This is a genomic window from Roseomonas sp. OT10 (assembly GCF_020991085.1).
In the GTDB taxonomy this organism is placed as follows: domain Bacteria; phylum Pseudomonadota; class Alphaproteobacteria; order Acetobacterales; family Acetobacteraceae; genus Roseomonas; species Roseomonas cutis.
The window spans coordinates 725511-751254 of record NZ_CP087719.1 but is presented as its reverse complement, the minus strand read 5'-3'; the positions used below and the strand labels follow the sequence as shown (position 1 = coordinate 751254).

The 25744-nt window shown below is 74.0% G+C and carries 20 protein-coding genes; 7 read left to right on the top strand and 13 right to left on the bottom strand.

Features of this window, described 5'->3' with window-relative positions; translation table 11 throughout:
- The first annotated feature begins 228 nt into the window (after window positions 1-228).
- The 3 genes from LPC08_RS03475 to LPC08_RS03465 all read left to right on the top strand — a co-directional run bounded on the left by LPC08_RS03475 (window position 229) and on the right by LPC08_RS03465 (window position 3353).
- The gene (locus LPC08_RS03475; protein ID WP_230451355.1) at window positions 229-1476 is read left to right on the top strand and encodes an ABC transporter substrate-binding protein; all 1248 of its coding nucleotides are present in this window, start codon (window positions 229-231) and stop codon (window positions 1474-1476) included.
- Between the two features lie 43 nt (window positions 1477-1519).
- The gene (locus LPC08_RS03470) at window positions 1520-2338 is read left to right on the top strand and encodes a cyclase family protein (RefSeq protein ID WP_230451354.1); all 819 of its coding nucleotides are present in this window, start codon (window positions 1520-1522) and stop codon (window positions 2336-2338) included.
- Between the two features lie 262 nt (window positions 2339-2600).
- The gene (locus tag LPC08_RS03465; RefSeq protein ID WP_230451353.1) at window positions 2601-3353 is read left to right on the top strand and encodes an SDR family oxidoreductase; all 753 of its coding nucleotides are present in this window, start codon (window positions 2601-2603) and stop codon (window positions 3351-3353) included.
- Between the two features lie 32 nt (window positions 3354-3385).
- Here the strand turns inward: LPC08_RS03465 and LPC08_RS03460 are convergent, their stop codons facing one another.
- The 4 genes from LPC08_RS03460 to LPC08_RS03445 form a co-directional block, all read right to left on the bottom strand.
- Window positions 3386-4561 carry a Rossmann-fold NAD(P)-binding domain-containing protein gene (locus tag LPC08_RS03460; RefSeq protein WP_230451352.1) on the bottom strand — a complete coding sequence of 392 codons (1176 nt, stop codon included), beginning with the start codon at window positions 4559-4561 and terminating at the stop codon, window positions 3386-3388.
- Window positions 4561-5613, bottom strand: a complete 1053-nt coding sequence (locus tag LPC08_RS03455; protein ID WP_230451351.1) for a ring-opening amidohydrolase — start codon at window positions 5611-5613, stop codon at window positions 4561-4563. Before LPC08_RS03455 ends, LPC08_RS03460 begins: the two co-directional genes overlap by 1 nt.
- A gap of 110 nt (window positions 5614-5723) precedes the next feature.
- A complete protein-coding gene (locus LPC08_RS03450; RefSeq protein WP_230451350.1) occupies window positions 5724-6692 on the bottom strand; it encodes a Bug family tripartite tricarboxylate transporter substrate binding protein in 969 nt (322 codons plus the stop codon).
- Between the two features lie 123 nt (window positions 6693-6815).
- A complete protein-coding gene (locus LPC08_RS03445; protein WP_230451349.1) occupies window positions 6816-7403 on the bottom strand; it encodes a nucleoside 2-deoxyribosyltransferase in 588 nt (195 codons plus the stop codon).
- Between the two features lie 145 nt (window positions 7404-7548).
- Here LPC08_RS03445 and LPC08_RS03440 point away from each other — a divergent pair, with 145 nt between their 5' ends.
- Together LPC08_RS03440 and mgtE are read left to right on the top strand one after the other, a co-directional pair.
- On the top strand, window positions 7549-8730 hold the full coding sequence (locus LPC08_RS03440; protein ID WP_230451348.1) for an enolase C-terminal domain-like protein: 1182 nt from the start codon (window positions 7549-7551) through the stop codon (window positions 8728-8730).
- A 243-nt stretch (window positions 8731-8973) separates the two neighbouring features.
- Entirely contained in the window at window positions 8974-10377 is a 1404-nt protein-coding gene (gene mgtE / locus LPC08_RS03435) for a magnesium transporter (protein WP_230451347.1), read from the top strand.
- A 496-nt stretch (window positions 10378-10873) separates the two neighbouring features.
- Here the strand turns inward: mgtE and LPC08_RS03430 are convergent, their stop codons facing one another.
- Window positions 10874-12244: an MFS transporter gene (locus tag LPC08_RS03430; protein WP_230451346.1), complete on the bottom strand. Its 1371-nt coding sequence runs from the start codon at window positions 12242-12244 to the stop codon at window positions 10874-10876.
- A gap of 160 nt (window positions 12245-12404) precedes the next feature.
- Complete coding sequence (locus tag LPC08_RS03425; RefSeq protein ID WP_230451345.1) at window positions 12405-13166, bottom strand: SDR family oxidoreductase; 762 nt, start codon at window positions 13164-13166, stop codon at window positions 12405-12407.
- Window positions 13167-13294: 128 nt separating this feature from the next.
- On the opposite strand from LPC08_RS03425, the gene LPC08_RS03420 reads away from it, so the two are divergent.
- On the top strand, window positions 13295-14329 hold the full coding sequence (locus LPC08_RS03420; protein ID WP_230451344.1) for an L-idonate 5-dehydrogenase: 1035 nt from the start codon (window positions 13295-13297) through the stop codon (window positions 14327-14329).
- Between the two features lie 570 nt (window positions 14330-14899).
- Here LPC08_RS03420 and LPC08_RS03415 read toward each other — a convergent pair.
- The 3 genes from LPC08_RS03415 to LPC08_RS03405 form a co-directional block, all read right to left on the bottom strand.
- Window positions 14900-16096 carry a patatin-like phospholipase family protein gene (locus tag LPC08_RS03415; RefSeq protein ID WP_230451343.1) on the bottom strand — a complete coding sequence of 399 codons (1197 nt, stop codon included), beginning with the start codon at window positions 16094-16096 and terminating at the stop codon, window positions 14900-14902.
- A 110-nt stretch (window positions 16097-16206) separates the two neighbouring features.
- Window positions 16207-17961 (bottom strand): HAD family hydrolase, encoded by a 1755-nt coding sequence (locus tag LPC08_RS03410; protein WP_230451342.1) that lies wholly within the window; start codon window positions 17959-17961, stop codon window positions 16207-16209.
- Window positions 17962-18087: 126 nt separating this feature from the next.
- Window positions 18088-18621: a DUF3833 family protein gene (locus LPC08_RS03405; RefSeq protein WP_230451341.1), complete on the bottom strand. Its 534-nt coding sequence runs from the start codon at window positions 18619-18621 to the stop codon at window positions 18088-18090.
- A gap of 185 nt (window positions 18622-18806) precedes the next feature.
- Between LPC08_RS03405 and cuyA the strand changes: the two genes are divergently transcribed.
- The gene (gene cuyA / locus LPC08_RS03400; protein ID WP_230451340.1) at window positions 18807-19820 is read left to right on the top strand and encodes a D-cysteate sulfo-lyase; all 1014 of its coding nucleotides are present in this window, start codon (window positions 18807-18809) and stop codon (window positions 19818-19820) included.
- 63 nt (window positions 19821-19883) lie between these two features.
- Here cuyA and LPC08_RS03395 read toward each other — a convergent pair whose 3' ends face one another.
- The 4 genes from LPC08_RS03395 to LPC08_RS03380 form a co-directional block, all read right to left on the bottom strand.
- Window positions 19884-20597 carry a metallophosphoesterase gene (locus LPC08_RS03395; protein WP_230451339.1) on the bottom strand — a complete coding sequence of 238 codons (714 nt, stop codon included), beginning with the start codon at window positions 20595-20597 and terminating at the stop codon, window positions 19884-19886.
- A complete protein-coding gene (locus tag LPC08_RS03390) occupies window positions 20594-22081 on the bottom strand; it encodes a cryptochrome/photolyase family protein (RefSeq protein WP_230451338.1) in 1488 nt (495 codons plus the stop codon). The genes LPC08_RS03395 and LPC08_RS03390 overlap by 4 nt, the downstream gene beginning before the upstream one ends.
- Window positions 22078-22818, bottom strand: coding sequence for a ligase-associated DNA damage response endonuclease PdeM (gene pdeM / locus LPC08_RS03385; RefSeq protein ID WP_230451337.1), 741 nt, complete (start codon window positions 22816-22818; stop codon window positions 22078-22080). The genes LPC08_RS03390 and pdeM overlap by 4 nt, the downstream gene beginning before the upstream one ends.
- A 313-nt stretch (window positions 22819-23131) precedes the next feature.
- Complete coding sequence (locus tag LPC08_RS03380) at window positions 23132-25684, bottom strand: ligase-associated DNA damage response DEXH box helicase (RefSeq protein WP_230451336.1); 2553 nt, start codon at window positions 25682-25684, stop codon at window positions 23132-23134.
- Window positions 25685-25744: the final 60 nt, after the last annotated feature.

Sequence of the window (25744 nt, the reverse complement as noted above, 5' to 3'; positions counted from 1 at the left end):
AGTCGCCGGCGACGGCACGGGCTGCACCGTTCTGCCATGCCACGGGGCCGCGCCCATGCGACGAGGCCAGTCGCTCCCGCCTGTCCGCGGGTGGCTTCCGGCGCCGACGGACCACCGCCGGAATCCACTCCGAGAGGCCGGGAAAGGCGCTTGCATCCCTTCGCGGTGCGCGCCAGCATTCCCTTGGACGATCGACCAAGACAGGCTCGACACCGGAGGAGATGGACCATGGCTGCCCGAACCCTGCCGCGCTGGGGCGCTGCGCTCGCGCTTTCCGCCCTGGCCGCCTTCGCCCCGCCCGCGCGGGCGGAGATCTCGGACGGGGTGGTGCGGATCGGGGTGCTGACCGACCTCGCCGGCCCCTATGCCTCGCTGGCGGGGGAGGGGTCCGTCGTCGCCACCCGCATGGCGGTCGAGGACTGCCTGAAGGCGGAATGCGCCGGCATGCGGATCGAGGTGATCTCCGCCGACCACCAGAACCGCGCCGACACCGCCGTCGCCATCGCGCGGCGCTGGATCGACCAGGACAAGGTGGATGCCTTCGGCGACCTGGTGAACGCCTCCGTCCAGCTCGCGGTGCAGCAGCTGGTGCGGGAGCGGAACCGCGTCGCCCTCTATCCCGGCGGCACCACGCGGCTGACCAACGAGGATTGCGCGCCGGAGAACAGCGTGCAGTGGATGTGGGACACCTACAGCCAGGTCGCGGCCGCCGTGGTGCCGACCGCGAAGCCGCAGCAGCGCTGGTTCTTCGTCACCGCCGACTACGCCTTCGGCCACGCGCTGCAATCCGACGCCACCGCCCTGGTGCAGCGCGCGGGCGCGACGGTGGCGGGCGCCGTGCGGCACCCCTTCCCGGGGACGACCGACTTCTCCTCCTTCCTGCTCCAGGCCCAGTCCTCGCGCGCCGACGTGCTGGCGCTCGCCAATGCGGGCACGGATGCGGTGAACAGCCTGAAGCAGGCCCGGGAGTTCGGGCTGATCGGCGGCGCGCGGTCGCGCCAGCAGGTGCTGGCCTTCGTGCTGATGCTGCCCGACATCCGCGCCATCGGCCTGCCGGCGGCGCAGGGCACGACGCTGGCCGAGGGCTTCTACTGGGACATCGACGAGGGCACCCGCGCCTTCTCCCGCCGGTTCGAGGCGGCCTATGGCAAGGGCAAGCCCAGCATGATCCACGCGGGCGCCTATTCCAGCACGCTGCACTACCTGCGCGCGGTCGCGGCCGCCCGCAGCGACGAGGCACGGACGGTGGTGGCGAAGATGCACGAGCTGCCGATCCGGGACGAGGTGGTGCGCAACGCCCGGCTGCGCCCGGACGGCCGCATGGTGCACGACTACTACCTGTTCCGGGTGAAGGAGCCGGGCGCCTCGCAGGGGCCGGACGACCTCTACGAGGTGCTGGCGACGGTGCCGGGCGATCGCGCCTTCAAGCCGATCGAGGAGAGCGCCTGCCCCGCCCTGCGGAGCGCAACCCGGTGAGGGCGCGCGACACGACCCGGCCGGACGCGCGGAGCGTGACGCGATGAGCCCTCGCCCGCGCCGGCGGATCGTCGACCTCTCCGTGCCGCTGGAGAACAACCCGGCGGCCGATCCGCCCGGCTATTCGCCCGAGATCGAGTACCGGCACCACCGGCAGACGGCGGCGGAGGTCACCGCCTTCTTCCCCGGCATGCGCGAGGACCAGCTGCCGGGCGGCGAGGGCTGGGGGATCGAATGGGTGCGGATGTCCACCCACAACGGCACCCATCTCGACGCGCCCTGGCATTTCCATTCCACCATGGATGGCGGCAGGCCGAGCCTGACCATCGACCAAGTGCCGCTCGACTGGTGCTTCGGCCCCGGGGTGAAGCTGGACTTCCGCCACCTGCCGGACGGGCATGTCGCGACCGCCGCCGAGGTGGAGGCGGAGCTGGCCCGCATCGGCCATGCGCTGGAGCCGGGCGACATCGTCGTGGTCAACACCGCCGCCGGCGCCGCCTATGGCCGGCCGGACTACGTCTCGCGCGGCTGCGGCATGGGGCGGGAGGCGACGCTCTACCTCACCGCCCGCGGCGTGCGGGTCTGCGGCACGGATGCCTGGTCCTGGGACGCGCCCTTCGTCCACACCCGGGAGCGCTGGCTGGCGACGGGCGATCCCGGCCTGATCTGGGAGGGCCACCGCGCCGGGATGGAGCGGGCCTACTGCCACATCGAGAAGCTGCACAACCTGGAGGCGCTGCCCGCCTCCGGCTTCGAGATCGCCTGCTTTCCGGTCAAGGTGAAGGGCGGCTCCGCCGGCTGGTGCCGGGCGGTGGGCTTCGTGGAGGATGATCCGGCGCCGGGCGCCCGGGGAGGCGCGTAGGGCCTGCGCCCGGCGGCGACAGGATGCCATCACTCGGCGGCCAATAGTTCTTATTTGAACGACAAGTTCGTGTTTTAGTATTTTCGGCCGATTCCACATTGCCCGCCCGCGACCCGGCCTGCATACTGGCGGCATCGTCACGCCGGCTGCCTGGAGGGCCGCCGACGGGGCGATGCTGCACAGGCCGCCGCCTGCACGGCGCGGCATCCCGTCCTGGCTGCCTGCCCGTCCGGCGCGCCGCCGGAAGCAAGGGCTGATACGCATGTCGAAGCGGTTCGAGGGTCAGCGCGTCGTGATCACCGGCTCCGGACGGGGCCTCGGCTTCGCCTTCGCGGCCCGGCTGGGCGCCGAGGGCGCCAGCGTCATCCTGGCCGAGCTGGATGCGGAGCTGGGCACCAGGGCGGAGGCGGAGCTGCGCGGCCGTGGCATCGACGCACGCTTCGTGCAGACCGATGTCAGCTCCGAGGAATCCGTGGCGGCGATGGCGAAGGTCGCCGCCGAGGGCGTGGACGGCATCCACGGCCTCGTCACCAATGCCGGCTGGGCCAACAATGTCGGCGGCCGCCTCTATGACGAGATCCCGCCGGATGCGTGGGACCGGATGATGTCCATCAACGTGCGGGGCACCTGGCTGACCATCCGCGCCATCGGCCCGTTGATGCGGCCCGGCGGCTCCGTCGTCACCCTGGGTTCGGATGGCATCTACTGGGGCGCCCCCCGGCTGCTGCACTACGTGACCAGCAAGTCCGCCATCACCGGCATGACCCGCTCGCTCGCCCGCGAGCTGGGCGAGCGCATGATCCGCGTGAACTGCCTCGCCCCGGGCCTGACGGTCGGCGAGGCGACGAAGGACATCCCGCGCAGCCGCTGGGACGACTATGCCGAACGCAGGCTGCTCAAGCGCGACCAGGTGCCGGAGGATCTGGACGGCGTCGTCGCCTTCCTGCTCTCCGAGGATTCGCGCTTCATGACGGGGCAGACGCTGATCGTCGATGGCGGCTTCGCGCTGAACTGAGCGCGGGCCGGCTTCGCGCCCCCGTCCCGGTCCTAGACCCGGATCGCCTCCGGCCCCGGCACGTCGGTGTAGAGCCGCCGCAGCGCCGACCGGAACGGCTCCCTCCCCTTCCTGCGCGTGTCCTCGACCACGTCGCTGCCCGGCAGGAGCGTGTCGCTGGCGGCAAGGGAGAGGTCGCGCACGAAGGCCACCCGCGGGTCGCGCAGCGCCGCGACCTGCTCCACCCCGCCCCCGGCCCGCAGCACGGCCGCGGCCAGCACGCCATCCTCCACCGCCGAGGTCGCGCCCTGCCCCAGGGTGGGCACCATCGCCTGCGCCGCATCGCCCAGGAACATCGCCCGCCCCTTCGCGGCATGGCGCAGGATCGGCGCGGTCTGCGAGCGGGCCCAGTGGATCTCGGGCAGTCGCTGCTCGATCTGCCGCAGCATCCAGGCCACCGCGGCGCTGGGCGGGGCGCCGGGCGGCAGGAAGAGCCGGCGCTGGTACTCCGCCGTCCGCGCCTCCCGCGGGATGGCGCCACTGCCCGGCAGGGGGAAGGTCCCGGCGACGTAGACGGCATCCCCCGGCACGCGGAACGCCAGCAGTCGCGCATGGCCCTGGAACCACTGGCCGTAGTCGTCGAAGGGACAGCCGCCGCCATCGGGCACCAGCAGGCGCCAGATGCACACGCCCAGCAGCTCGGACTCCGGCTCGCCCGCGGTCAGCGCCCGCAGGCGGCTGTAGCGCCCGTCGCCGCCGACCAGCAGGTCGAAGCCGCCCTCGCGCACCAGCCTGCCGCTGGCGGCGCGGAAGACGGGCACCAGCCGCCCGGCCGCATCCTCCTCCAGCGCCTCCAGCGCATAGCCGTGCCGGGTGATCCCGGCGATCGGGGCGCGCAGCACGCGGTACAGCTCGGACCAGCGGATGCGCACCCCCGGCTCCTCCGCCACCGAGAGCATGTCCAGGTCCAGCAGCGAGGTGCCGTCGGTCAGCTCCACGGTCCAGCGCTGCCAGGGCAGCGACGCGGCGCGCAGCGCGTCGTGCCGCGGGCGGGCGTGCAGGCGCAGCGCCTTCAGCGCGTTCGGCCCCAGGTTCAGCCCCGTCCCGGCCTCCGCATGCTCGCCGGGCAGGACGCGCTCGAAGGCCACGGCCTCGATGCCCGGCGCGCCGGAAAGCCGCTCCGCCAGCAGGCTGCCGGCCACGCCCGTGCCGATGATCCCGATCCGCATCACCCCTCCTGCGCCTCGCGCGCGATCACCGCGACCAGCCCGCCCCCCGGCGGCCCCTGATGCGCCGCGCCGCCGGAAACGAAGACGCGCCCATCCCCCGCGACGGCCGCGATCACTGCGCCGGCCGCGCAGCGCAGGTGGCGCTGCGCGTCGATGTCGGTATCGCCCAGCATCGTGTGGCGCTGGCCGCGCACCGTGCCCCGCCGGTCCGGCTCCGCCTTGGCCAGCACGGCGGCGATACGGCCGCGCTGCTCCTCCGGCACGTCCGGCACGGCGTCCAACCCTGCCCCGCGGAAGGCGTCCTGCACCGCCGCCAGGTCCAGCGCATCGGCCATCGGCCGCACCGCCATGCGCCAGCCGCCCGACCAGCCCGGGGCACGGCCCAGCACCACCACCTCGTCGCGCGTCACCTCCACCCCCGCCGAGGCGCTGACCCGGCCGGACCAGAGCGACAGGTCCTCCAGCAGCGCCGCCCCCCTGGCGGCCCCCGCGGGCACGTCCCCCAGCGCCAGCGCCGCGCCCATGGCCCCGCCGGCCACCGAGCGCAGCAGCAGCCCCGGCCCTCCGGCAGGGGACTTCACCTGCACCAGCGCCACCCGGGCGGGATCGTCGATCCCGGCGTCGCGCATCGCCGCGCGGGTGGCCGCGGCGACGCGGGCGATCTGCGCGTCGTTGCCGACATCGCCGGGGGCGACCACCGGGCCGAAGGCGGTGCCCAGTGCCAGCCCCTCCCCCACCGCATCCGGCGCGGCCTGCACCGCGAAGACGACGTAGTGCGGGGAGAGCACGCCCTCCGTCCCGCCGGAGAGCACGCAGGGGATGCGACCCGCCAGCGCCTCCATCGCCTCGCCGGTGCAGCGGGAGAGCAGGAGCAGCAGCGACTGGGCAAAGAAGCCGCGGGTGAAGTCGTTCAGCCCGCCATTGCCCTCGGTCTTGCCGATCACCGCGCGCACGTCGCGGGCGTCGAGCGCCCCGGAGCCGAGCAGCCCGGCCAGCGCGGAGACGTCGCCGGGATGCGCCATGGACAGGCGATGGAGGACGAGGCGGGGCATACGGCGATCCAGCAGGTCGATACGGGCCGCCGAGACAGGCCACCAAGACGGGCCGCCGGCACGCCCGCCCGGCAGGCAAATGCCGGGCCAGGGGAGGCGGCGGCCGGCCCCTACTCCATCCGGATGCCGGCCTCGCGCACCACCCGGCCCAGCCGCTCCCGCTCGGCCGCGTAGAACCGGCCGAGGTCCTCCGGCGTTCCGCCGCGGACATCGGCCCCGCTCTCCACGATCCGCCGGCGGGTCTCCGGCTCCTCCAGCAGCCGGTTCACGGCGGCATTGATCCGCTGGACGATCTCGGCCGGCATGCCGGCCGGCGCCATCAGGCCCCAGTCGCTGGCCAGCTCCACCCCCTCGATCCCCGCCTCCCGGAAGGTCGGCACCTCCGGCAGCGCCGCCGAGCGCCGGGCGGAGCTCACCGCCAGCGCCCGCACCCGCCCGCCCTCGATATGCCCGCGCAGGGTCGGGATGGAGCCCATGTAGCTGTCGATCTGCCCGTTCAGGAGATCGGGCAGGGACTGCGCGATGCCGCGATAGGGGATGTGGTTCAGCCGGATGTCGGCGCTGCGCTGCCACAGCTCCAGGATCAGGTGCGACACCGTGCCGATGCCGGGCGAGCCGAAGGTGAGCTGCCCGGCCTGCGCGCGGGCGGCGGCGGTGAACGCCGCCAGGTCCTTCCAGGGCGCGTCGGCCCGCACCACCAGCACGGCGGCGCCGCTGGCGACGAACACCACCGGCATCAGGTCGCGGTCGGGGTCGTAGGGCAGCCGCTGGTAGGTCAGGGGGTTCAGCACGACGTTGTCGGTCTGCGCCATCACCATGGTGTAGCCGTCCGGCCTGCTCCTGGCCGTCGCTTCCAGCGCGAGGTTGCCGCCGGCGCCCGGCCGGTTCTCCACCACCATCGTCCAGCCTATCGTGGCCGTCAGCCGCTCCGCCATCAGCCGCGCCAGGCTGTCCGTGCCGCCGCCCGGCGGGAACGGGACGATGATGCGCACGGGGCGGTCCGGATAGCCCTGCGCGAAGGCGGGAGCGGCCGCGGTGCAGAGGCTGGCGGCCAGGAGCTGCCGTCGTGTCGGGCTCATGCGTGGGATCCTCCCGTGTAGCGGGCCTGCCGGCCGGATTGTCGGCCCGCCGAGGAGCGGGCGCCGATCAGGTGATGCCAGGGTATGCCGGGGAAATCGACCGGCCCGATCGGACGGACCCGATCAGGCATCCCGATCAGGCCCCCCCGGGCCGGCCCCGCCCCTGAGGGTCGCTGCGGCCAGGGCCACGCAGCGCTCGAACACGTCCAGCGCGTCGAAGGGACGGTCCTGCCCATCCTCCGGCAGCACCAGGGGGTGGCCGCCGGTCAGGATGGCGCCGGCGATCATCAGGTTGTCCGGCAGGCCGAAGCCGCCGGTCCCCAGGCCCGGCAAGGGGTCGGGCACCGCCGCCACCTGCGCCCGGTTGCGGGCCTCGAAGGGGCTGGCACAGTTGGAGTAGCCGAAGACCGGGCGGTTGCGGCCGAGGTACCAGCCCAGCTCCACCAGCGTCCCCGCATCGGCCGAGGCGCCGCGGAAGGGGGTGAGGTTCAGGATGGCGACGGGGCAGGATTCCATCATCGCCAGGTCCTTGGCGAAGATGGTGCGCCAGGCCGCCTCCTCCGGCATGGCGGCGAGGCTGGCCACGTCCTCGTTCAGCGGCGGGCAGCCGAGGATGCCGTGGCGGGCGCAGATGGCCACCTTGCGCGCGGCATGGGCGGGCGCATCGGGCAGGAAGACGTCCGGCCCGGCGAGATAGGCGCGGATCGTCACGCGCAGCGCCGGGTGCCGCCGGCCCTCCTCGCCCGCCGCGTCCTCGCCGCCATGCCGACCTCCCCGCGCTCCCGCCCTCTGGACACTCCCGGAAGGGGCTGCGCACCCTGCCGCCGCCCGCGCGACCGTGGAAGAGGGGGAACGCATGCGCATCGCTTCTGTGAAGGACGGCGTCGCGCCGATCGCGAGCAAGATCGCCAACGCCTATATCGACTTCTCCGCCATGACCGCCTCGATCGTCGCCGTGACGGTGGAGGACGGCAACGGGAAGCGCGCCACCGGCTATGGCTTCAACTCCAACGGCCGCTACGCCCAGCCGGGGCTGCTGAAGGAGCGCTTCGTGCCGCGCCTGCTCGCGGCCACCGAGGCGCAGGTGAGCCACGAGGACGGCTCGCTGAACGTGGCCGGCGCCTGGGCGGCGATGATGCGCAACGAGAAGCCGGGCGGGCACGGCGAGCGCTCCGTCGCCGTCGGCGTTCTGGACATGGCGCTGTGGGATGCCGCGGCCAAGCTGGAGGGCAAGCCGCTCTGGCGCCTGCTGGCGGAGCGCTTCCGGGGCGGCGAGGCGGACGACACGGCCTGGGTCTATGCGGCCGGCGGCTACTACCACCCGGGCAAGGACGAGTCCGCGCTCGTCGAGGAGATGAAGCGCTACCTCGGCCTCGGCTACTCCACCGTGAAGATGAAGATCGGCGGCGAGCCGGGGATGGAGCTGCGCGAGGCGCTGCCGCTCGACCTCCGCCGCATCGAGGCGGTGCTGAAGCTGCTGGGCGGCGACGGCTCGCGGCTCTGCGTGGACGTGAACGGCCGCTTCGGGCTGCATGCCGCGCTGGCCTATGCCGCGGCGCTCCAGCCCTTCGGCCTGCGCTGGTACGAGGAGCCGCTGGACCCGCTGGACTATTCCACCCACGCCACCCTGGCCGAGCATTACGGCCCGCCGATCGCGACCGGCGAGAACCTGTTCTCGATGGCCGATGCGCGCAACCTGATCCGCCACGGCGGGCTGCGGCCGGACCGCGACATCCTGCAATTCGACCCCGCGCTCTCCTACGGGCTGGTGGAGTACCTGCGCACGCTGCGGATGCTGGAGCAGCACGGCTGGTCGCCCCGCCGCTGCGTGCCGCACGGGGGCCACCAGTTCGCCCTGAACATCGCCGTCGGCCTCGGCCTGGGCGGCAACGAAAGCTACCCGGAGGTCTTCGCCCCCTTCGGCGGCTTCGCCGACGACACGCCCGTGCAGGACAGCCGCATCCGCCTGCCGGACGTGCCCGGCATCGGCTTCGAGGCGAAGTCGGCGCTCTACGCCGTGCTGAAGGAGCTGGGCTGAGTCCGGCCCGGGGCGCCGCCCCGCACGGACTCCCCGCCATCAGGACTTGGCTTGACAAGCCAGGGCCGGAGGTTCACTGGCCGCGCATCGCGCCCCCGGCCTCCGGCCCGGCGCGGTCCCCGCAACAGTTGAGCATCATGCCCGACATTCCCGGACGATCTTTCGTGCCGTCGATGGCTGCTGCGGACTGATCCCCGGATCGGCTCCCCCGCCGCCGTCGGCGGCGCGACGGCGAGGTGAGCCATGGACACGAACACCCTTCCCTCCCAACCCGGTCCCTCCCAGCCTGGCCCGTCCCAGCCTGGCCCGAACCCGGAGCCCCTCGTCACGCTGCTGGCCGCCGGCCATGTCGCGGATGCGGTGGAGCGGCTGAACGAGGAGGAGCCGGAGGCCGCGGCCGCCGCCCTCGCCCGCCTGCCGCCCGAGCGCGCCGTCGAGATCCTGGACAAGCCGGAGCTGCTGGACCCGGCCGGCATCGTCGCCGCCCTGCCGGTGGAGCGCGCCGCGCCGCTGCTCGACGCCATGTCGGCCGACCGCGTCGCCGACGTCTTCCGCGAGCTGACCGAGCCGCCGCGCGCCCTGCTGCTCGCCCGGCTGAGCGAGGAGATGCGCCAGGCGGTGCAGCGCCTGCTCTCCTACCCCGCCCATACCGCCGGCAGCATCATGACGACGGAGGTGCTGACCGTCCCCGACGACTGGACGGTCGCGCGCACGCTGCAGCACATCCGCGAGGTGGAGCGCACGCGCGAGACGGTCTACGCCATCTACGCCATCGACCGGCGCACCCGCGCGCTGCGCCGCGCCGTGCCGCTGCGCCGCCTCATCACCGCCGATCCCGCCGCCCCCGTGCTGTCCGCCGCGCGCGAGGGCGAGCCGGTGACGGTGCCGCCGCTGATGGAGCAGGAGGAGGTGGCCCGCGTCATCCGCCGCCACGACCTGCTGGCCGTGCCGGTGGTGGACGATGCGCGCCGCATCCTGGGCATCGTCACGGTGGACGACGTGATCGATGCGATCGTCGAGGAGGGGACGGAGGACGCGCACCGCTTCGGCGGCATGGAGGCCTTCGACGAGCCGTACAGCCAGCTCGGCTTCCTGGACATGATCCGCAAGCGCGCGGGCTGGCTGTGCATCCTCTTCGTCGGCGAGATGCTGACGGCCAGCGCCATGCAGCATTTCGAGGACGAGCTGGAGAAGGCGGTGGTGCTCACCCTCTTCATCCCGCTCATCATGAGTTCGGGCGGCAATTCCGGCAGCCAGGCGACCTCGTTGCTCATCCGCGCCCTGGCGCTGGGCGAGGTGAAGCTGCGCGACTGGTGGCGGGTCGCCCTGCGCGAGCTGCCGACCGGCCTGACGCTGGGCGGCATCCTGGCCATTCTGGGCATGACGCGCGTGACCGCCTGGCAGATGATCGGCCTCTACGACTACGGGCCGCACTGGCCGCTGGTCGCGCTGACGGTCGGCACCGCGCTGGTCGGCATCGTCACCTTCGGCTCGCTCGCAGGCTCGATGCTGCCCTTCCTCCTCAAGCGGCTGGGCTTCGACCCCGCCAGCGCCTCCGCCCCCTTCGTGGCGACGCTGGTCGACGTCATGGGGCTCATCATCTACTTCACCGTGGCAATGGCGATCCTGAGCGGCACGCTGCTGTAGGGCCCGCGACCCGATAACGCCCGTCGTGCTGCCGTGGTCCGGCGTCGGACCGGGAGGGGACGTCGGCCTGCGGCATCGACGCCGTGCGTCGATCCCCGTCCCAGACCTTCCCCTGCCGGGGCCACAAGCGGGCCCCGGTCCTCGCTGGGAGTCTGACGCTTCCGGTGGGTGTCAGTCTGCGGGCTGAACCCTGACGGAACGTGGACAGGCGGGACTCCGAAAGAAGCTCAGTAGGCGTCAGCAAGTTCGGACACTGTACTCGCCGAGGAGCGTGGCTCCTCGGCGCCGTGACCCCGTATCATGCTGTCCCGCGGCAGCACTCTTCGGGTCCAGGGCCCGCAGGGTCCTGGCGGAGTGGGGGTATCGGGGGCGAGGCAGCGCCTTGCCCCCGGGCCACGGGCGCCCTCCGCGCCGGCGCATCCGCCGTCCACAGTCCAGTCCGGCGGGGTGAGGCGAACCGCCTCCGGCGGCGCCATGCTCCACCTCGATGCGGCGCCTATCGGCCGGGCGTCGGCCGGCTGGTCAGGAGGCGCAGGCTGCTGACCCCGGCCGCCACCGCGGCCGCGACGGCGCCGAGGCCGAGGGCGATGAGCGGCCCGTTCGCCCCGCTCCGGGCCAGCACCAGCGCGACCAGGGCGGCGCCGGTGGTCTGGCCCAACAGCCGGGCGGTGGAGAGCATGCCGCCCGCGGCGCCGCTGCGTTCGCGCGGCGCCGAGGAGACGATGGTGCGGTTGTTGGGCGACTGGAACAGGCCGAAGCCCATGCCCGCCAGCGCCATGCGCCAGCCGATGTCGAAGGCGCCCGGCTGGTCCGGCAGCAGGGCGAGGCTGGCCAGCCCCAGGGAGAAGATGGCGAGGCCCAGCCCACCCAGCATCCCGGCGTGGTAGCGGTCCGCCAGCCGGCCGGCGAGCGGCGCGGTCAGGGCGGTCGCCACGGGCCAGGGCGTCATCATCAGCCCCGTCTCCACCGCGCTGAGCCCCAGCCCCGTCTGCAGGTGAAAGGGCAGCGCGGCATAGGCCAGCATCTGCGCCAGGAAGGAGCAGACGGAGGTCCCCATGGACAGCGCGAAGATGGGGATGCGCAGCAGGTCGAGGGGCAGCAGCGGCGCCCTCTCCTGCCGCTGCCGCCGCACCAGCAGCACCCCCGCCAGCAGGGAGACGAGGAGTTGCAGGGCGACGACCGGTGCCGAGGCGCCATGGGCTACCCCGTCCAGCGTGCCGACCAGCAGGCCGATGGCCAGGGCGCTGAGCACGGCGCTGGCCAGGTCGAAGCGCTGGCCGGACCGCGGGCTCTCCGGCAGGCTGCGCCATCCCACCACCATCGCCGCCAGGCCGAGCGGGATGTTCACCGCGAAGAGCCAGGGCCAGGAGGCGACGGCCAGGATGCCGCTCGCCACCGTGGGCCCCAGGGCGGAGGAGGTGGCGACCACCAGCGCGATCATGCCGATGCCGCGGCCGAGCTGGTCGCGCGGATAGGTGAAGCGCACCAGCGCGGCATTGGTGCTCATCAGCGCCGCCGCCCCCACCCCCTGCACCACCCGCGCCGCGACCAGCATGGGAAGCGAGCCGGACAGGGCGCAGGCGAGCGAGGCGAGGACGAAGACCGCCAGCCCGACCATGTAGACCCGGCGATAGCCGTAGATGTCCCCCAGCGAGGCCATCGGCAGCAGCAGCACGGTGATGATCAGCTGATAGGCGTTCACCACCCAGATGGAGCTGGCCGGGGAGACCTGCAGCTCCTGCGCCAGGGTGGGCAGGGCGACATTGGCGATCGAGCCGTCGATCACCGCCATGCAGATGGCCAGCGCCGCCGCCAGGGTGGCCCAGTGGCGGCGGGGGACCGGCAGCCCGTCCGCGGCCGGCGTCACCGCCGGGGCTCCGCGGGGAGAGGATGGCGCGGCTCGGCGCCGCGGCGGGTCGGGTCAGGCAGCATGCGGCCGGCAGGTTAGAGCAGATCGCTGCACCGCGGCATGACCCGCCCGCACGACCCTGCCCTGCCGCGCCGGCGGCCCGGCGGGGCCGCCCCCGCTACACCACGGCGGTCAGGCCGCCATCCACGTAGAGGATCTGCCCGTTCACGAAGTCCGAGGCCGCGGAGCACAGGAAGACGGCCGCGCCGCCCAACTCCTCCACCTTGCCCCAGCGTCCGGCGGGCGTGCGCTTGCACAGCCAGTCGGAGAATTCCGGATTCTCGACCAGGGCCTTGTTCATCTCCGTCGCGAAGTAGCCGGGGCCGAGGCCGTTCACCTGCAACCCGTGCTTCGCCCAGTCGGCGCACATGCCCTTGGTCAGCATCTTCACCGCGCCCTTGGTCGCCGTGTAGGGGGCGATGGTCGGCCGCCCCAGCTCGCTCTGCACCGAGCAGATGTTGACGATCTTGCCGCGCCCGCGCGGGATCATGTGGCGCGCCACGGCCTTGGCCACGAAGAAGACGCTGTCGAGGTTGGCGCGCACGATCTCGTGCCAGGTCTCCTCGGGGAAGTCCTCCAGCGGCGTGCGGCGCTGGATGCCGGCGTTGTTCACCAGGATGTCGATCGGGCCGGCCCGGTCCTCGACGCGGGCCACGCCCTCGGTCACGGCGGCCGCGTCGGTGACGTCGAAGGCCGCCGTCTCCACCTTCGCCCCGCCCTCGCGCAGCAGCGCCGCCGCGCGGTCCAGCTTGGCGGCGTCGCGGCCGTTCAGCACCACCGTCGCCCCCGCCGAGGACAGCGCCCGGGCCAGGGCCAGCCCGATTCCCTGGCCGGAACCGGTGACCAGGGCGCGTCGCCCCGCCAGGTCGAAGATCTCCATGCCCGTGCCATCTCCTGCCCGCCCCCCGCCCAGCCGCTGGGGCGGGTCCTGGCGATGGCCACCGGTTACCGGTAACGTGATGCCAAGGCAAACGGGCCGGCTCCGCCGACCGCCAGAAGGAGACAGCCATGGTCAAGGCCGCCGTACTGCACGCCCCGCACGACCTGCGCATCGAGGAGATGGCGCTGGCCGAGCCTGGTCCGGGCGAGGTCGCGGTCCGGATCCGGGCCGGCGGCATCTGCGGCTCGGACCTGCACTACTACCACAAGGGCGGGTTCGGCGCGGTGCGGCTGCAGCAGCCCATGGCGCTGGGGCACGAGGTCGCCGGCGAGGTGCTGGCGGTCGGCGACGGCGTGACGCGGGTGCGGCCCGGCCAGCTGGTGGCGGTGAACCCCTCCCTGCCCTGCGGCACCTGCCGCTACTGCCAGGCGGGGATGCAGAACCACTGCCTGGACATGCGCTTCTACGGTTCGGCCATGCGCTTCCCGCACGTGCAGGGCGGCTTCCGCGAGGCGCTGGTCTGCGACGCCAGCCAGGCTGTGCCGGTGCCCGAGGGCGTCGCGGCGGAGACGGCCGCCTTCGCCGAGCCGCTCTCCGTCTGCCTGCACGCGGCGCGGCAGGCGGGGCCGCTGATGGGCCAGCGCGTGCTGGTGGTGGGGGTGGGCCCCATCGGGATGCTCACCCTGCTGGTCGCCCGCCATGCCGGGGCGCGCGAGGTGGTGGTGACCGACATCGCCGATTCCCCCCTCGCCCTCGCCCGCCGCCTGGGCGCGGCGCAGGCGCTGAACACCGCGGCCGAGCCATCGGCGATGGACCGCTTCCGCGCCGACAAGGGCCACTTCGACGTGGTCTTCGAGGCCTCGGGCAGCGGCCCCGGCCTGGCGGACGCCCTGTCCGCCGCCCGCCCCGGCGCGACCGTGGTGCAGATCGGCACGGGCGGGGATGTCCCCCTGCCGCTCAGCACCCTGGTCGCCAAGGAGATCACCCTGCGCGGCACCTTCCGTTTCCACGAGGAGTTCGCCTGGGCCGTGGGCTTCCTTGCCTCGGGCGCCATCGACGTCTCCCCCCTGCTGACGGAGGTCGTGCCGCTCGCGGAGGCCATCCGCGCCTTCGACCTCGCCAGCGACCGGTCCCGCGCGATGAAGGTGCAACTGGCGCTGTAGCCGCGGGGCTCCCCGCCCGGCCGCTGCGTCCCGTGGCGGGCGCCGGGGGGAGAGGCTCCGCCTTGCCCCCGCCCCCCCTTCACAGGCGCTTCGGCATGCCGAGGAGACGGCCTCCCCGGGACGGCCGCGTCCGCACGCGCCGCCCGCCTCATATGGGCAGCGGGATGCCTTGATCCGTGCCGGCGCGGGATGCGCCCGTGGCCCGGGGGCAAGGCTCTGCCTCGCCCCCGTACCCCCACTCCGCCAGGACCCTGCGGGCCCTGGACCCGATCAGCGCTGCCGCGGGACAGCCGGACACGGGGTCGAGGCGCCGAGGAGCCATGCTCCTCGGCGGGACCGGCCTCCGCACTCGCTGACGCGCTCTGAAGCTTTATTCAGAGTCCCGCCTGTCCGCGCTCCGTCAGGGATCAGCCCGGAGACTGACGGCAACCGCACAGCACCAGACTCCCAGCGGGGACCGGGGCCCGCTTGTGGCCCCGGCAGGGGAGGGTCTGGGAGGGGACAGCGTCCCCTCCCGGTCCCCGCCCGAACGCCACAGCACGACAGGGCAGGTCAGCCTCGCCGTCGGGATCAATCCGCCCCGGCGCGCTCCGCGGCGGTCAGGGCGTTCAGGTCGAAGACGGCGATGCCGCTCTCCGCCCGGCAGCGGCCCTGCCAGTCCGGCCGTTCCAGGGCGCGGCGCATGTCGTCGCGGCCGGCATCCCAGTGGTCGAGCATGGTGAGGCGGGAGAACTCGTAGTCCTTCGAGCTGCGCTCGTGCTGCTTCCGACGGTAGATCAGGTGCGCCACCGTCACGCGGTTGGCGTGGCTCATCTCCGCCAGGAAGGCGGCGTCCTCCGCCTCCAGCACACCGTCCGGCAGGCGGGCGAGCAGGCGCCGCACCAGGCTCTTGGCGCGCTGGATCTTCATCTGCGCATCGGTGTTCAGCCGGGTGCGGCTGGAGTAGCGGATGTCCTTCTCCCGCTCCATCACCTCCGGCAGGCTGCGCGGCATGGGGCCGCGGGCGCTGAACAGGTCCACCTGCAGCACCGTCAGGTCGCGCCGCTGCTCCTCGTCCAGAACGTATTGCAGCGGCGTGTTGGAGACGATGCCGCCGTCCCAGTACGCCTCGCCGTCGATCTCCACCGGTGGGAAGCCCGGCGGCAGCGCGCCGGAGGCCATGATGTGCTCCGGCCCGATCCGGGTCTCCCGGCTGTCGAAATAGGTGAAGTTGCCGGTCCGCAGGTTCACCGCCCCGACGCTGAGGCGCATCCCCCCGTCGCGGATCCGATCGAAGTCGACCAGCCGCTCCAGCGTCCGGCGCAGCGGCGCCGTGTCGTAGATGCTGAGCGCGCCGGGCGTGCCGGGCGCCCGGAGCAGCGCGGGCGGCCAGCGCGGGGCGAAGAAGCCCGGCACGCCCGCCGCGGCGATCCAGGCGGCGCTGGCCTCGTTGAACAGCGCCCGGCCCTGCGCGCCCAGGGGCGGCGGCTCCACCAGGATGGCGGAGGAGACCTCCTCCCAGAAGGCGCGCAGCCGCTCCACCCGGCGGCCCGGCGGGTTGCCGGCGATCAGCGCGGCGTTGATCGCCCCGATCGAGATCCCCGCCACCCAGTCCACCGGTTGGCAGTTCTCCACCATCGCCTCGTAGACTCCCGCCTGGTAGGAGCCGAGGGCGCCGCCGCCCTGCAGCACCAGGACGTGGCAGGGGGTCTCGGGCGAGGGGGACAGGGCGTTCATCGCGTCATCCGGCCTGGAATGGGACGTGGCCAGCCGGAATCGGGTGGCCATGCAAGGATGCTCGGGAAGCGGCGCCAGAGCGATGCTGCCCGGAGCGCGTTTCCGGGCGCCGGGCAAGAGGGGGAGAGCCCGACCGGCCAACGGCCGGCGCAGGGCAGGGTTCAGCCGGGCGCGGTGTAGCGGCGCTCGATCGCCTCGCGGATCGCGGCCCGGGCCTCCTCGAAGGGGGCCTCGCTGTCCTCGATCTGGGCGACCTCGCCTGCCAGCTCCTCGTCCTTCACGCATGCCTCCATCCAGCGGGAGTAGTCCCCCTGGCGGCGGTGGTGGGTCCAGGTCTCCTCGTCCACCCCCTCGGCCATCTGCACGAACAGCGTGAGGTTGTGGGCGCGCAGGTTCAGCCGCCCCTCCGGGCCGCGGAAGTAGAAGCTGAGGTCGTCGCGCAGCTTCCCTTCGGCGTACTTGCGCTGGTGGCGGCGGCGCGTGCCGGTGCCCGGGATCACCTCCACCCGCCGCACCGCCGCGGCGGGATCGCCGCCCTCCGCCAGCACGGCGGTGTCCAGCAGGAGGGCCTGGCCCGTCTCGATCCCCGGCACCGCGCCGGGGGCGGGCAGGCCGCGCGCCTCGCAGAAGGCCGCCAGCGAGGCGCCGGGCTCGGCGCCCACCACCAGCATCCGCCCGATCCCCTCCAGCACGCGCTGCGTCAGCAGTTGCGGCCGCATGGTGATGAACAGGAAGCCTTCGAGCCGTCCCGGCAGGGCGGCGGCGCCGGGGTCGAAATCCGCCGGCAGCATGTGGTGCGCCTCGTCCACCACCACGACATGCGGCCGCCCGGTGCGGGCGCGGAGCCCCATCAGCTCCGGCAGCAGGGCGGCGAGATAGGCCGGCCGATCCGCGAGCTTCACGCCCAGCATGTTCACCACCACCCCGTTCTGGGTCCGGCGCAGCAGCTCCACCACCCGGGCGGGGTCGGGCGGGGCGTCCGGCGCGCCCTCCATCACCGTGCCCCTGGTGCCCTCGTAGTCGCCCTCGGGGTCGAGGATGCAGGTCTGGAACCCCGCCTCGTGCAGCCGCTCCAGCAGGCCGAAGGTCAGGGTGGACTTGCCGCCGCCGGAATGGCCGGTCAGCAGCAGGCTCTCGCGCTGCGGCACCAGCGGGAGGGGCACGCGCCCTTCCTCCGGCTTGGCCAGCGCCACCCGCTCCCGCGCCGCCGGGCCCTCGGGGATGCCCTCCGGCGCCAGGTCGATCTCCGCCAGATCGGTGTCGAGCAGCCGGTCGACCAGCTCCGCCACCCCCTCGCCGCGCTCGCCCCGCGTGACCAGCGCCACGCGCTCCCGCAGGGACGGCAGGGCATTGGCCACCGCCACCGGCAGGCCGACGGAGTCCAGCATCGCCATGTCGTTCTCGGCATCGCCGACCGCGACGCAGTTCAGCGGCGACAGCTCCAGCGCCTCCAGCGCCGCGCGCAGGCCGGAGGCCTTGGTGACGCCGCCCGGCAGCACCATCACCGCGCCCTTGTTGAAGGTGATCTGCAGCTCCAGCCCCAGCTCGCGGATCGCCTGGAGCACCGCCGTCTCGTTGGGCTCCCAGGTGGCGACGATGACGCGGCCGACCGAGAGCGGCTCCACCCCCAGCTCGCGCAGGCGTTCGGCGAAGCGCTCCGGCGGCGGCTCGGCCAGCGGGCGCTCCTCCCTGGTCTCCGGGTGGTAGAGCAGGGCGCCGTTCTCCGCGACCACCAGGTCGAAGACGGACAGATCCGGCATCACCCGCAGCAGGTCGGGCAGCTCGCGCCCCGTCACCAGGATCAGCTTCCGCGCCCCGGCGCGCAGGCGTTCCAGCGCCTCCAGGGTGGGGGCGTCCACGGCGCCGTGATGCGCGATGGTGCCGTCGTAGTCGGTCGCGAGCGCGACGTAGTGCATCCCATGCCCGCACGACGAGCGTCGTGTCCCTGGCGCAGCCCGGCCCGCCGCCGGCCCGGTGACGGCGGCGCCCGGCGCGCAGGGCGGTAAGCCCCGGCGGGCCCGGCGGTTGCGTGCCCGGGCGGCTCAGCCCAGGCGGCGGAAGGCGACCTGGGCCGTGCCGACCTGCACCAGCCCATGCCAGGAGACGGCGGCGCGGGACAGCGCCTCCTCCTCCGAGACGCGCACGAACCACTGGTCGAAGGACAGGCGGCGCCGGCTGCCGTCGGCGCGCGGCATGTCGAGGGTATGGAGGAGGTGGAAGGCGTTGCCGGACTCCTCCGCCGCCACCTCGCCCACCGCGTCGGTCGCCGTGCCGCGCCAGCGGGCGGGGGCGATGCGCCGCAGCTCCCAGTGGCGCCGGTCGGTGAAGCCGTCCTCGTAGTGGAAGGTCTCGTCGAAGGTCAGGGTCTGCCCGTCCCAGCGCCCTTCCAGCTCCGCGGTGAACCAGCGGTCGATGGCGCCGAGGCGGTTCGCGAAGAGGCCCTGGCTGCGCAGCCGCCCGGCGAAGAACTGCTCCGGCCGGAAGGGCGGGCCCTGCGACGCGAAGGTCCCGGCGGTGGTGCCGCAGGCGGCAAGCGGCAGGAGGGCGGCGAGGCAGGCGCGTCGGCAAAGGGGCATGCGGTGCTGAACGGCGCAGGCGGGGGATGGATGGGCCGTGCGGCGCGGATGGCCCCGCTGGCACCGCGCGTCCGGGCCCGGCACGGGGATGCCGCCCGGCCGGTGCGGCCGCCCCCGCCTCGGTTGGCGCGGCGGGGCCCTTGGCCTAGCCTGCGCCGCCCGACGTCCAGGTCAGACCCAACGCCATGAACCTCGCCCGCTTCCCGCGCCTCCGCCTGGGCCACCTGCCCACGCCCCTGGAGCCGATGGAGAACCTCTCCCGCCACCTCGGCGGGCCGCGGCTCTGGGTCAAGCGCGACGACTGCACCGGCCTGTCCACCGGCGGCAACAAGACCCGCAAGCTGGAATACCTGATGGCCGATGCGCGGGCCCAGGGCGCCGACACCGTCATCACCCAGGGCGCGACGCAGTCCAACCATGCCCGCCAGACGGCGGCGGCGGCGGCGAAGCTGGGCTTCGCCTGCCACCTGCTGCTGGAGGACCGCACCGGCAGCACCGACCCGGCCTATACCCGGTCCGGCAACGTGATGCTGGACAAGCTGCACGGCGCGACCGTCTCCCGCCGCCCCGGCGGCGCGGACATGCAGGCGGAGATGGAGGCGCTGGCGGAGGACCTGCGGCGCCAGGGCCGGCGGCCCTACGTGATCCCGGGCGGCGGCTCCAACCCCGTGGGCGCACTGGGCTACGTGGCCGCGGCGCTGGAGCTGGTGGCGCAGGCCGCGGCGATGGATCTGAGGATCGACCATGTGGTGCACGCGACCGGCAGCGCCGGCACCCAGGCGGGGCTGGTGGCCGGGCTGGCCGGGCTGAACAGCGGTATCCCCGTGCTGGGCATCGGCGTGCGCGCCCCCCGCGAGCGGCAGGAGGCGAACGTGCTGGCCCTGGCGCAGCGCACGGCGGACCACCTCGGCCTGCCGCCCGGCACGGTGCGGGCCGAGCAGGTGCGCGCGAACTGCGACTATGTCGGCCAGGGCTACGGCATCCCCACCCGGGGCATGGTGGAGGCGGTGAGGCTGGTGGCGGAGCAGGAGGGCCTGCTCCTCGACCCCGTCTATTCCGGCAAGGGCATGGCCGGGCTGATTGACCTGATCGGCAAGGGCCAGTTCGGGCCGGAGGAGAACGTGGTCTTCGTCCATACCGGCGGCGCCGTGGGCCTGTTCGGCTACCCCGACGCCTTCGACCTGCCGGCGGACGCGTAAGGGGTCAGGACCGGGGCTGCGGGCCCGGCAAGGTTGCGGGGGCCGCTTTCCCCGGGGCCCCGCCTACCAGGGCAGGTCCACCCAGGACAGGTGCCCCCCCTTGCCCGCCCCGGTGTCCATGAACACCGCCGCCCCGCCCATCGCCCCGACATGCGTCAGCGGCCGGCCGTCGCTGCTGCGGATCTCGTGGCCGCAATAGACGGTGATGCCGGGCGGGATGCGGTCCACCCAGTCGTGCAGCCGCACCGGGTAGCCATCCGCCTGCATCCGCCCCGCGACCTGGCCGAAGATGGCGCGCGGGACCAGCCCCTCGGGCCGGTTCGCCCCGGCCTCGGCGGGCGGCGGGGTGTGCAGCATGCGCGGGTGGAAGCCGGCATGGACGAAGACCCGCTGGTCGATCCGCAGCCAGGGCGGCGCGTGCCCGATCTCCCGCAGCGCGCGCGCCTTCAGCGCCGCCCCGTCCGGCGCCGCCTCCAGTTGCGTCAGGGTCGTGCCCAGCCCGGCGGCGTCGATCCGCAGCCGCGCGCCGGTCAGGGCGCGGCGCAGCTTGTGGTCGTGGTTGCCCAGCAGGAACAGCCCGGCGCGGGCATCCAGCAGGGCGAAGACGCGGCGCAGCACGCCCGGGGCGTCCGGGCCGTGATCGGTGAGGTCGCCGAGCTGGATGACGAACAGCCGCTCGGCCGCGGCCCCGTCCAGCGCGGCGGCGAGGCCCCGGGCATCGCCATGGGCGTCGCCGATCACGCGCAGCCCGTCGAAGCGGGACCGCAGCGGCTTCAAGCGGCCTCGGCCTCCCCGGCCGGCCCCGCCGTCCTGTCGCGCAGCCCCCGCAGGGCCGCCAGCGCCCGGGCCCGGCCTTCCGCATGTCCGACCACGGGGCGAGGATAGCGGCCCGCGCCCGATTCGCGCAGCCCGGCGGCGCGGCGGACCTCCTCCGGCGCGTCCCAGGGGCGGTGGATGTAGCGCGCCGGCATGCGGGCCAGCTCCGGTACCCAGCGCCGGACATAGGCACCCTCCGGGTCGAAGCGCTCGCCCTGGGTCACCGGGTTGAAGACGCGGAAATAGGGCGCGGCGTCGCTGCCGCAGCCGGCCACCCACTGCCAGTTGGCGCTGTTGTTCGCCAGGTCGGCATCCACCAGCGTGTCCCAGAACCAGTCCGCCCCGGCCTGCCAGGGCTGCAGCAGGTGCTTCACCAGCAGCGAGGCCGCGACCATCCGCACCCGGTTGTGCATCCAGCCGATCCGCCAGAGCTGGCGCATCCCCGCATCCACGATCGGGTAGCCGGTGCGCCCGCGCTGCCAGGCGCGCAGCAGGGCCGGGTCGGGCTCCCAGGGGAAGGCGGCATAGGCGGGGCGCAGGGGCTGCTCCGGCATCTCCCGGCGGTGCGCCAGCAGGTGCTGGTTGAACTCGCGCCACAGCAGCTCGCGCAGGAAGGGCTTGGCACGGCCGGGATCCTCGCCCGCGACGTCGCGGGCCGCCTGCCAGACCTGGCGGGGCGATATCTCGCCCCAGTGCAGGTGGGGCGACAGGGCGGAGGAGCCTTCGACGCCCGGATCGTCGCGCCGCCGGGCATACTGGCCCAGCGCGCCGTCCATGAAGCGGCCCAGCCGGTCCCGCGCCCCGGCCTCGCCGGGCGTCCAGGCCCCGCCGAACTCCGCCGCCCAGTCCGGCGTGGACCGGGCGGGCCCCGGCGGGCGCGGCAGCAGCTCCAGCGCCGCGAGAGGCAGCCCCGCCTCGGGCGGCCGGGCGGGGCACAGGCGCGCGGGAGCCTCGAGCGGCGGCGCCGGCTCGCCCAGCGTCTCCAGCCGGCGGGCGAAGGGGGTGTAGACCCCATAGGGCCGGCCGGCGCCGGTCCGCACGGCCTCGGGCGCGACGAGCTGGCCGGAGAGATGCAGCTCCAGCCGCCGCCCCTCCGCCGCCAGGGCGCGCGCCACCGCCGCCTCCTGCGCCACCGCCCAGGGTTCCAGCATGCGCCCGGCCTGCACCGAGGCGGCGCCGATCCAGGCCGCCAGGCGCGGGATCTCCCGCGCCGCCTCCCCCCGCAGCAACAGCAGCGGTGCGCCCCGCTGGGCCAGCGCGGCCGAGAGCGCCGCCAGGGAATGGTGCAGCCACCAGCGCCCCGCCCCGCCCGGTGCCCAGCGCCCGGCCGCCGCCTCGTCCAGCACGTAGACCGGCAGCACCGGCGCGCCCTTCGCCGCCTCCAGCGCCGGGTTGTCCGAGAGGCGGAGGTCCTGGCGGAACCAGAGGAGGACGGGGGCGGTCATGTAACCGATGTAAGGTCGATCTCGCCGCGTGCCATCCGTCGCACGGGCGCCATCGGCATGGCGTAGACCCGGTCCCGCCCGAGCAGGAAGGCCCGCCCCCCGCGCGGGAACAGCCCGGCGATGGCCGGGTCGCAGACGTTCAGCCCGCCCGTATAGGCGCCGAAGGAGGGCAGGATCAGCCGGTGCGCGTCCGCCGCGAAGCAGGGCCGGCACACCCCGCCCGCCCGGGTGGGCATGGTCGCCTTGGGGTGGAAGTGCCCGCTGACCTCGCCATGCAGCGGCCGGCGCGGGCCGGGGCCGTGCAGGGCCGGGTCCGCCTCATGCCGGAAGCGCAGCGGGCCGTCGCGGAACTCGTCGCAGGCCACGCCCGGCAGCCCCTCCGGCGGGGTGGGGTCGTGGTTGCCCAGCACCCAGACCACCTCCTCCACCCCCGCGAGCGCATGCAGCAGCAGCGCCCGGTCCTCGGCCGACAGCCGCGCCGAGCCTTCGGCATCGTGGAAGGAATCCCCCAGCAGCAGCAGCCGCTTCGGCGCGTGCCGCCGCAGCGCCGAGGCCAGCCGCGCGATGGTCTCCCGCGTGTCGTAGGGGGGGACGAAATGCCCCCGCCGGGCGAAGTGGCTGCCCTTCTCCAGATGCAGGTCCGCCACCGCCAGCAGCCGCCGCGACGGCCAGGCGAGCACGCCCGCCGGGTCGAGCATCAACCGCTCGCCAAGGAGGTGGAAGGGGGCGGCCATCATGGCGTGGGTGCCCCTTCCCCGGTGGAGGCTTTGCCTCCCCCGATACCCCCTCCACCGGGGGCGAGCCGGCCCCCGGCCCCCGGCGGGAGTCGGGTGCCCGTGGCCAGGGAACGGGCTTCGACGAAAGGGAGCACCAAGCAGGAATCTTTCGGGCAGCGAGCGTGGCGGCCGAACCCGCCGGAGGTCATCGACCTCCGGCGCGACCCCGACCGAACGCGCGAACGAATGGAAGGTCCAGGAAACTCAGTTTCCTGGCGGATAGGGGGTATCGGGGGGAAGGCAGAGCCTTCCACCCGGGGGACAGCGCCACGCCTCACGCCCGCACACCCTTCGGCGCATGCCGGATGAAGCGCGCGTTGCGGGGCCGGCGGGGCTTGTCGATCACGCCGGAGCGGACGCGGATGCCTTCGGTCACCTCGGACAGGGTTTCGGCGAAGTGTTCGGCGCCGCCCGTCACCTCGTCCACCAGGGCGGCGGCCTCGGCGAGGAGGGCGTCCTCGGCGCCGCCGGCGACCCATTCGCGGCCTTCCTCGATCAGCGCCGGCACGGCGAGGGGGGAGACGCGGTCGAGGCGGCGGTGGCGGATGCGGCCCTGCACGCGGGCAAGGAGGGTGGCGATGCGGCGCACGTCGGTCAGGCCATAGGCCGCCTCCTGGCGGGTGGCGCGGAGGAGGATGTGCTGCGGGTCGTGCTTGCGCAGCACGTCGTAGATCAGGTCGGCGTTCATGCTCATCTGCCGGCCGGACTTCTCCGCCCCGGGGTGGTTCTTCTCCAGCAGGCCGGCGACGGTGGCGATGTTGCGGAAGGTGCGGCGAAGCATGCTGCTCTCCGCGATCCACTCCTCCAGCTCTTCGCCCAGGATGTCCTCCTCGAACAGCCGCTCCGGCTCGGTGGGCTCGAAGGCGCTCCAGGTGGCGAGGACGTAGTCGGTGGCGAGGTAGCCCAGCGGGGCGTGGCCCAGATGCTCCATGCGCTTGGTGACCAGCATGCCCAGCGTCTGGTGCGCCAGCCGGCCCTCGAAGCAATAGGCGACCATGAACCAGCGCCCCGGCCCGTCCGGGCCGCCGCCGCGCGGGAAGGTCTCGATCAGCAGGCCGTCGCGCTTCGGCAGCTCCGACTGGCGGCGTTGCAGGGAGAGCCATTCCCGCACCGGTTCCGGCAGCGCCTTCCAGCGCCTCGGCTCGGCCAGGATGCCGCGCACGCGGAAGGAGAGGTGCGTGGAGAGCGGCATGCGCGCGCCGGCATAGGTGGGCACGCGCGGCTCGCCCTCCCCCCCGCGGGAGACGACGACGCCCATCCCCTCCATCCCCTCGTAGCGGAGGAGCTGCCCGGCGAAGAGGAAGCAGTGCCCCGGCTCCAGGGTGGAGACGAACCACTCCTCCACCTCGCCCAGCACGGGGCCGCCGCGCAGCCGCACCTTCAGCATCGGGCTGTCGGTGATGGTGCCGAGGTTCATCCGCGCCTGCCGCGCCACGCGCTCGTCGCGGATGTGGACCATGCCCTCGGAATCGGTGAACAGCTTGCGGAAGCGTTCGTAGGCGCGCAGCGCGTAGCCGCCATCCTCGACGAAGCGCAGCACGTCGTCGAAGTCGCGGCGGGCCAGCGCGGCATAGGGCGCGGCCCGCGTCACCTCGGCATAGAGGTCGTCCGGGCGGAAGGGCGCGTGGCAGGCCATGGCCAGGACGTGCTGCGCCAGCACGTCCAGCCCGCCGGGACGCGGCGGCTCGCCGTCCAGCTCGTGCGCGGCCACCGCCTCGGTGGCGGCGACGCATTCGATCACCTCGAAGCGGTTGGCCGGCACCAGCACGGCGCGGGAGGGCTCGTCCATGCGGTGGTTGGCGCGGCCGATGCGCTGCATCAAGCGGGAGACGCCCTTGGGCGCGCCGACCTGGATCACCTGGTCCACCGCGCCCCAGTCGATGCCGAGGTCGAGGCTCGCCGTCGCCACCACCGCGCGCAGCCGTCCCTCGGCCATCGCCGCCTCCACCTTGCGGCGCTGCTCGATCTCCAGGGAGCCGTGGTGCAGCCCGATCGGCAGGTTGTCGTCGTTGATCCGCCACAGCGCCTGGAAGATCAGCTCCGACTGGGCGCGGGTGTTGACGAAGACGATGGTCACCCGCGCCTGGCCGATGCGGCGGTAGATCTCGGGCGCCGAGGCCAGGCCCATATGCCCGCCCCAGGGCAGGTGGCCCTCCGGCAGGACGAGGTCCAGCTCCGGCTCCGCCCCGCCGCTGCCCTGGACCAGCACCGCATCCTCCGCCCGCGCGGTGGGGGAGATCCATTCGCGCAGCGCCTGGGGGTGCGCGACGGTGGCCGAGAGCCCCACCCGCCGCAGCCCCGGCGCCAGGGCCTGCAGCCGCGAGAGGCAGAGCGCGAGCTGGTCGCCGCGCTTGGTCCCGGCCAGCGCATGCGCCTCGTCCACGATGGCCGCGCGCAGGCCGCCGAACATGCTCCTGGCCTCGGCCAGGGAGAGGAGGAGGGTCAGGCTCTCCGGCGTGGTCAGCAGGATGTTGGGGGGCGCCGCGCGCTGCCGGGCGCGGCGGTTGGCGGGGGTGTCGCCGGTGCGGGTCTCGACCGTGACCGGCAGGCCCATCTCCGCGATCGGGGCGGTCAGGTTGCGGGCGATGTCCACCGCCAGGGCCTTGAGCGGCGAGACGTAGAGGGTGTGCAGCCCCTCGGCCGGGTGGGCGTGCAGATCGGTCAGGCTGGGCAAAAAGCCCGCCAGCGTCTTGCCACCGCCGGTGGGCGCGACCAGCAGGGCGCTGCGCCCCGCCTGCCCGGCCTCCAGCAGGGCGAGCTGGTGCGGCCGCGGCGCCCAGCCCCGGGCGGCGAACCAGCCGGCGAAAGGTTCTGGCAATGTTCCCATGCAGGTGGGGAGATATGGCACCCGTCGCGCCGGCTGGCGAGTCGCGGGCGGCCCCCGCCC

Bases quoted from the DNA above. Each gene is read 5' to 3' on its own strand.
- LPC08_RS03475 (WP_230451355.1), top strand. From the start codon at position 229: ATGGCTGCCCGAACCCTGCCGCGCTGGGGCGCTGCGCTCGCGCTTTCC.
- LPC08_RS03470 (WP_230451354.1), top strand. From the start codon at position 1,520: ATGAGCCCTCGCCCGCGCCGGCGGATCGTCGACCTCTCCGTGCCGCTG.
- LPC08_RS03465 (WP_230451353.1), top strand. From the start codon at position 2,601: ATGTCGAAGCGGTTCGAGGGTCAGCGCGTCGTGATCACCGGCTCCGGA.
- LPC08_RS03460 (WP_230451352.1), bottom strand. From the start codon at position 4,561: ATGCGGATCGGGATCATCGGCACGGGCGTGGCCGGCAGCCTGCTGGCG.
- LPC08_RS03455 (WP_230451351.1), bottom strand. From the start codon at position 5,613: ATGCCCCGCCTCGTCCTCCATCGCCTGTCCATGGCGCATCCCGGCGAC.
- LPC08_RS03450 (WP_230451350.1), bottom strand. From the start codon at position 6,692: ATGAGCCCGACACGACGGCAGCTCCTGGCCGCCAGCCTCTGCACCGCG.
- LPC08_RS03440 (WP_230451348.1), top strand. From the start codon at position 7,549: ATGCGCATCGCTTCTGTGAAGGACGGCGTCGCGCCGATCGCGAGCAAG.
- mgtE (WP_230451347.1), top strand. From the start codon at position 8,974: ATGGACACGAACACCCTTCCCTCCCAACCCGGTCCCTCCCAGCCTGGC.
- LPC08_RS03425 (WP_230451345.1), bottom strand. From the start codon at position 13,166: ATGGAGATCTTCGACCTGGCGGGGCGACGCGCCCTGGTCACCGGTTCC.
- LPC08_RS03420 (WP_230451344.1), top strand. From the start codon at position 13,295: ATGGTCAAGGCCGCCGTACTGCACGCCCCGCACGACCTGCGCATCGAG.
- LPC08_RS03415 (WP_230451343.1), bottom strand. From the start codon at position 16,096: ATGGCCACCCGATTCCGGCTGGCCACGTCCCATTCCAGGCCGGATGAC.
- LPC08_RS03410 (WP_230451342.1), bottom strand. From the start codon at position 17,961: ATGCACTACGTCGCGCTCGCGACCGACTACGACGGCACCATCGCGCAT.
- LPC08_RS03405 (WP_230451341.1), bottom strand. From the start codon at position 18,621: ATGCCCCTTTGCCGACGCGCCTGCCTCGCCGCCCTCCTGCCGCTTGCC.
- cuyA (WP_230451340.1), top strand. From the start codon at position 18,807: ATGAACCTCGCCCGCTTCCCGCGCCTCCGCCTGGGCCACCTGCCCACG.
- LPC08_RS03390 (WP_230451338.1), bottom strand. From the start codon at position 22,081: ATGACCGCCCCCGTCCTCCTCTGGTTCCGCCAGGACCTCCGCCTCTCG.
- pdeM (WP_230451337.1), bottom strand. From the start codon at position 22,818: ATGATGGCCGCCCCCTTCCACCTCCTTGGCGAGCGGTTGATGCTCGAC.
- LPC08_RS03380 (WP_230451336.1), bottom strand. From the start codon at position 25,684: ATGGGAACATTGCCAGAACCTTTCGCCGGCTGGTTCGCCGCCCGGGGC.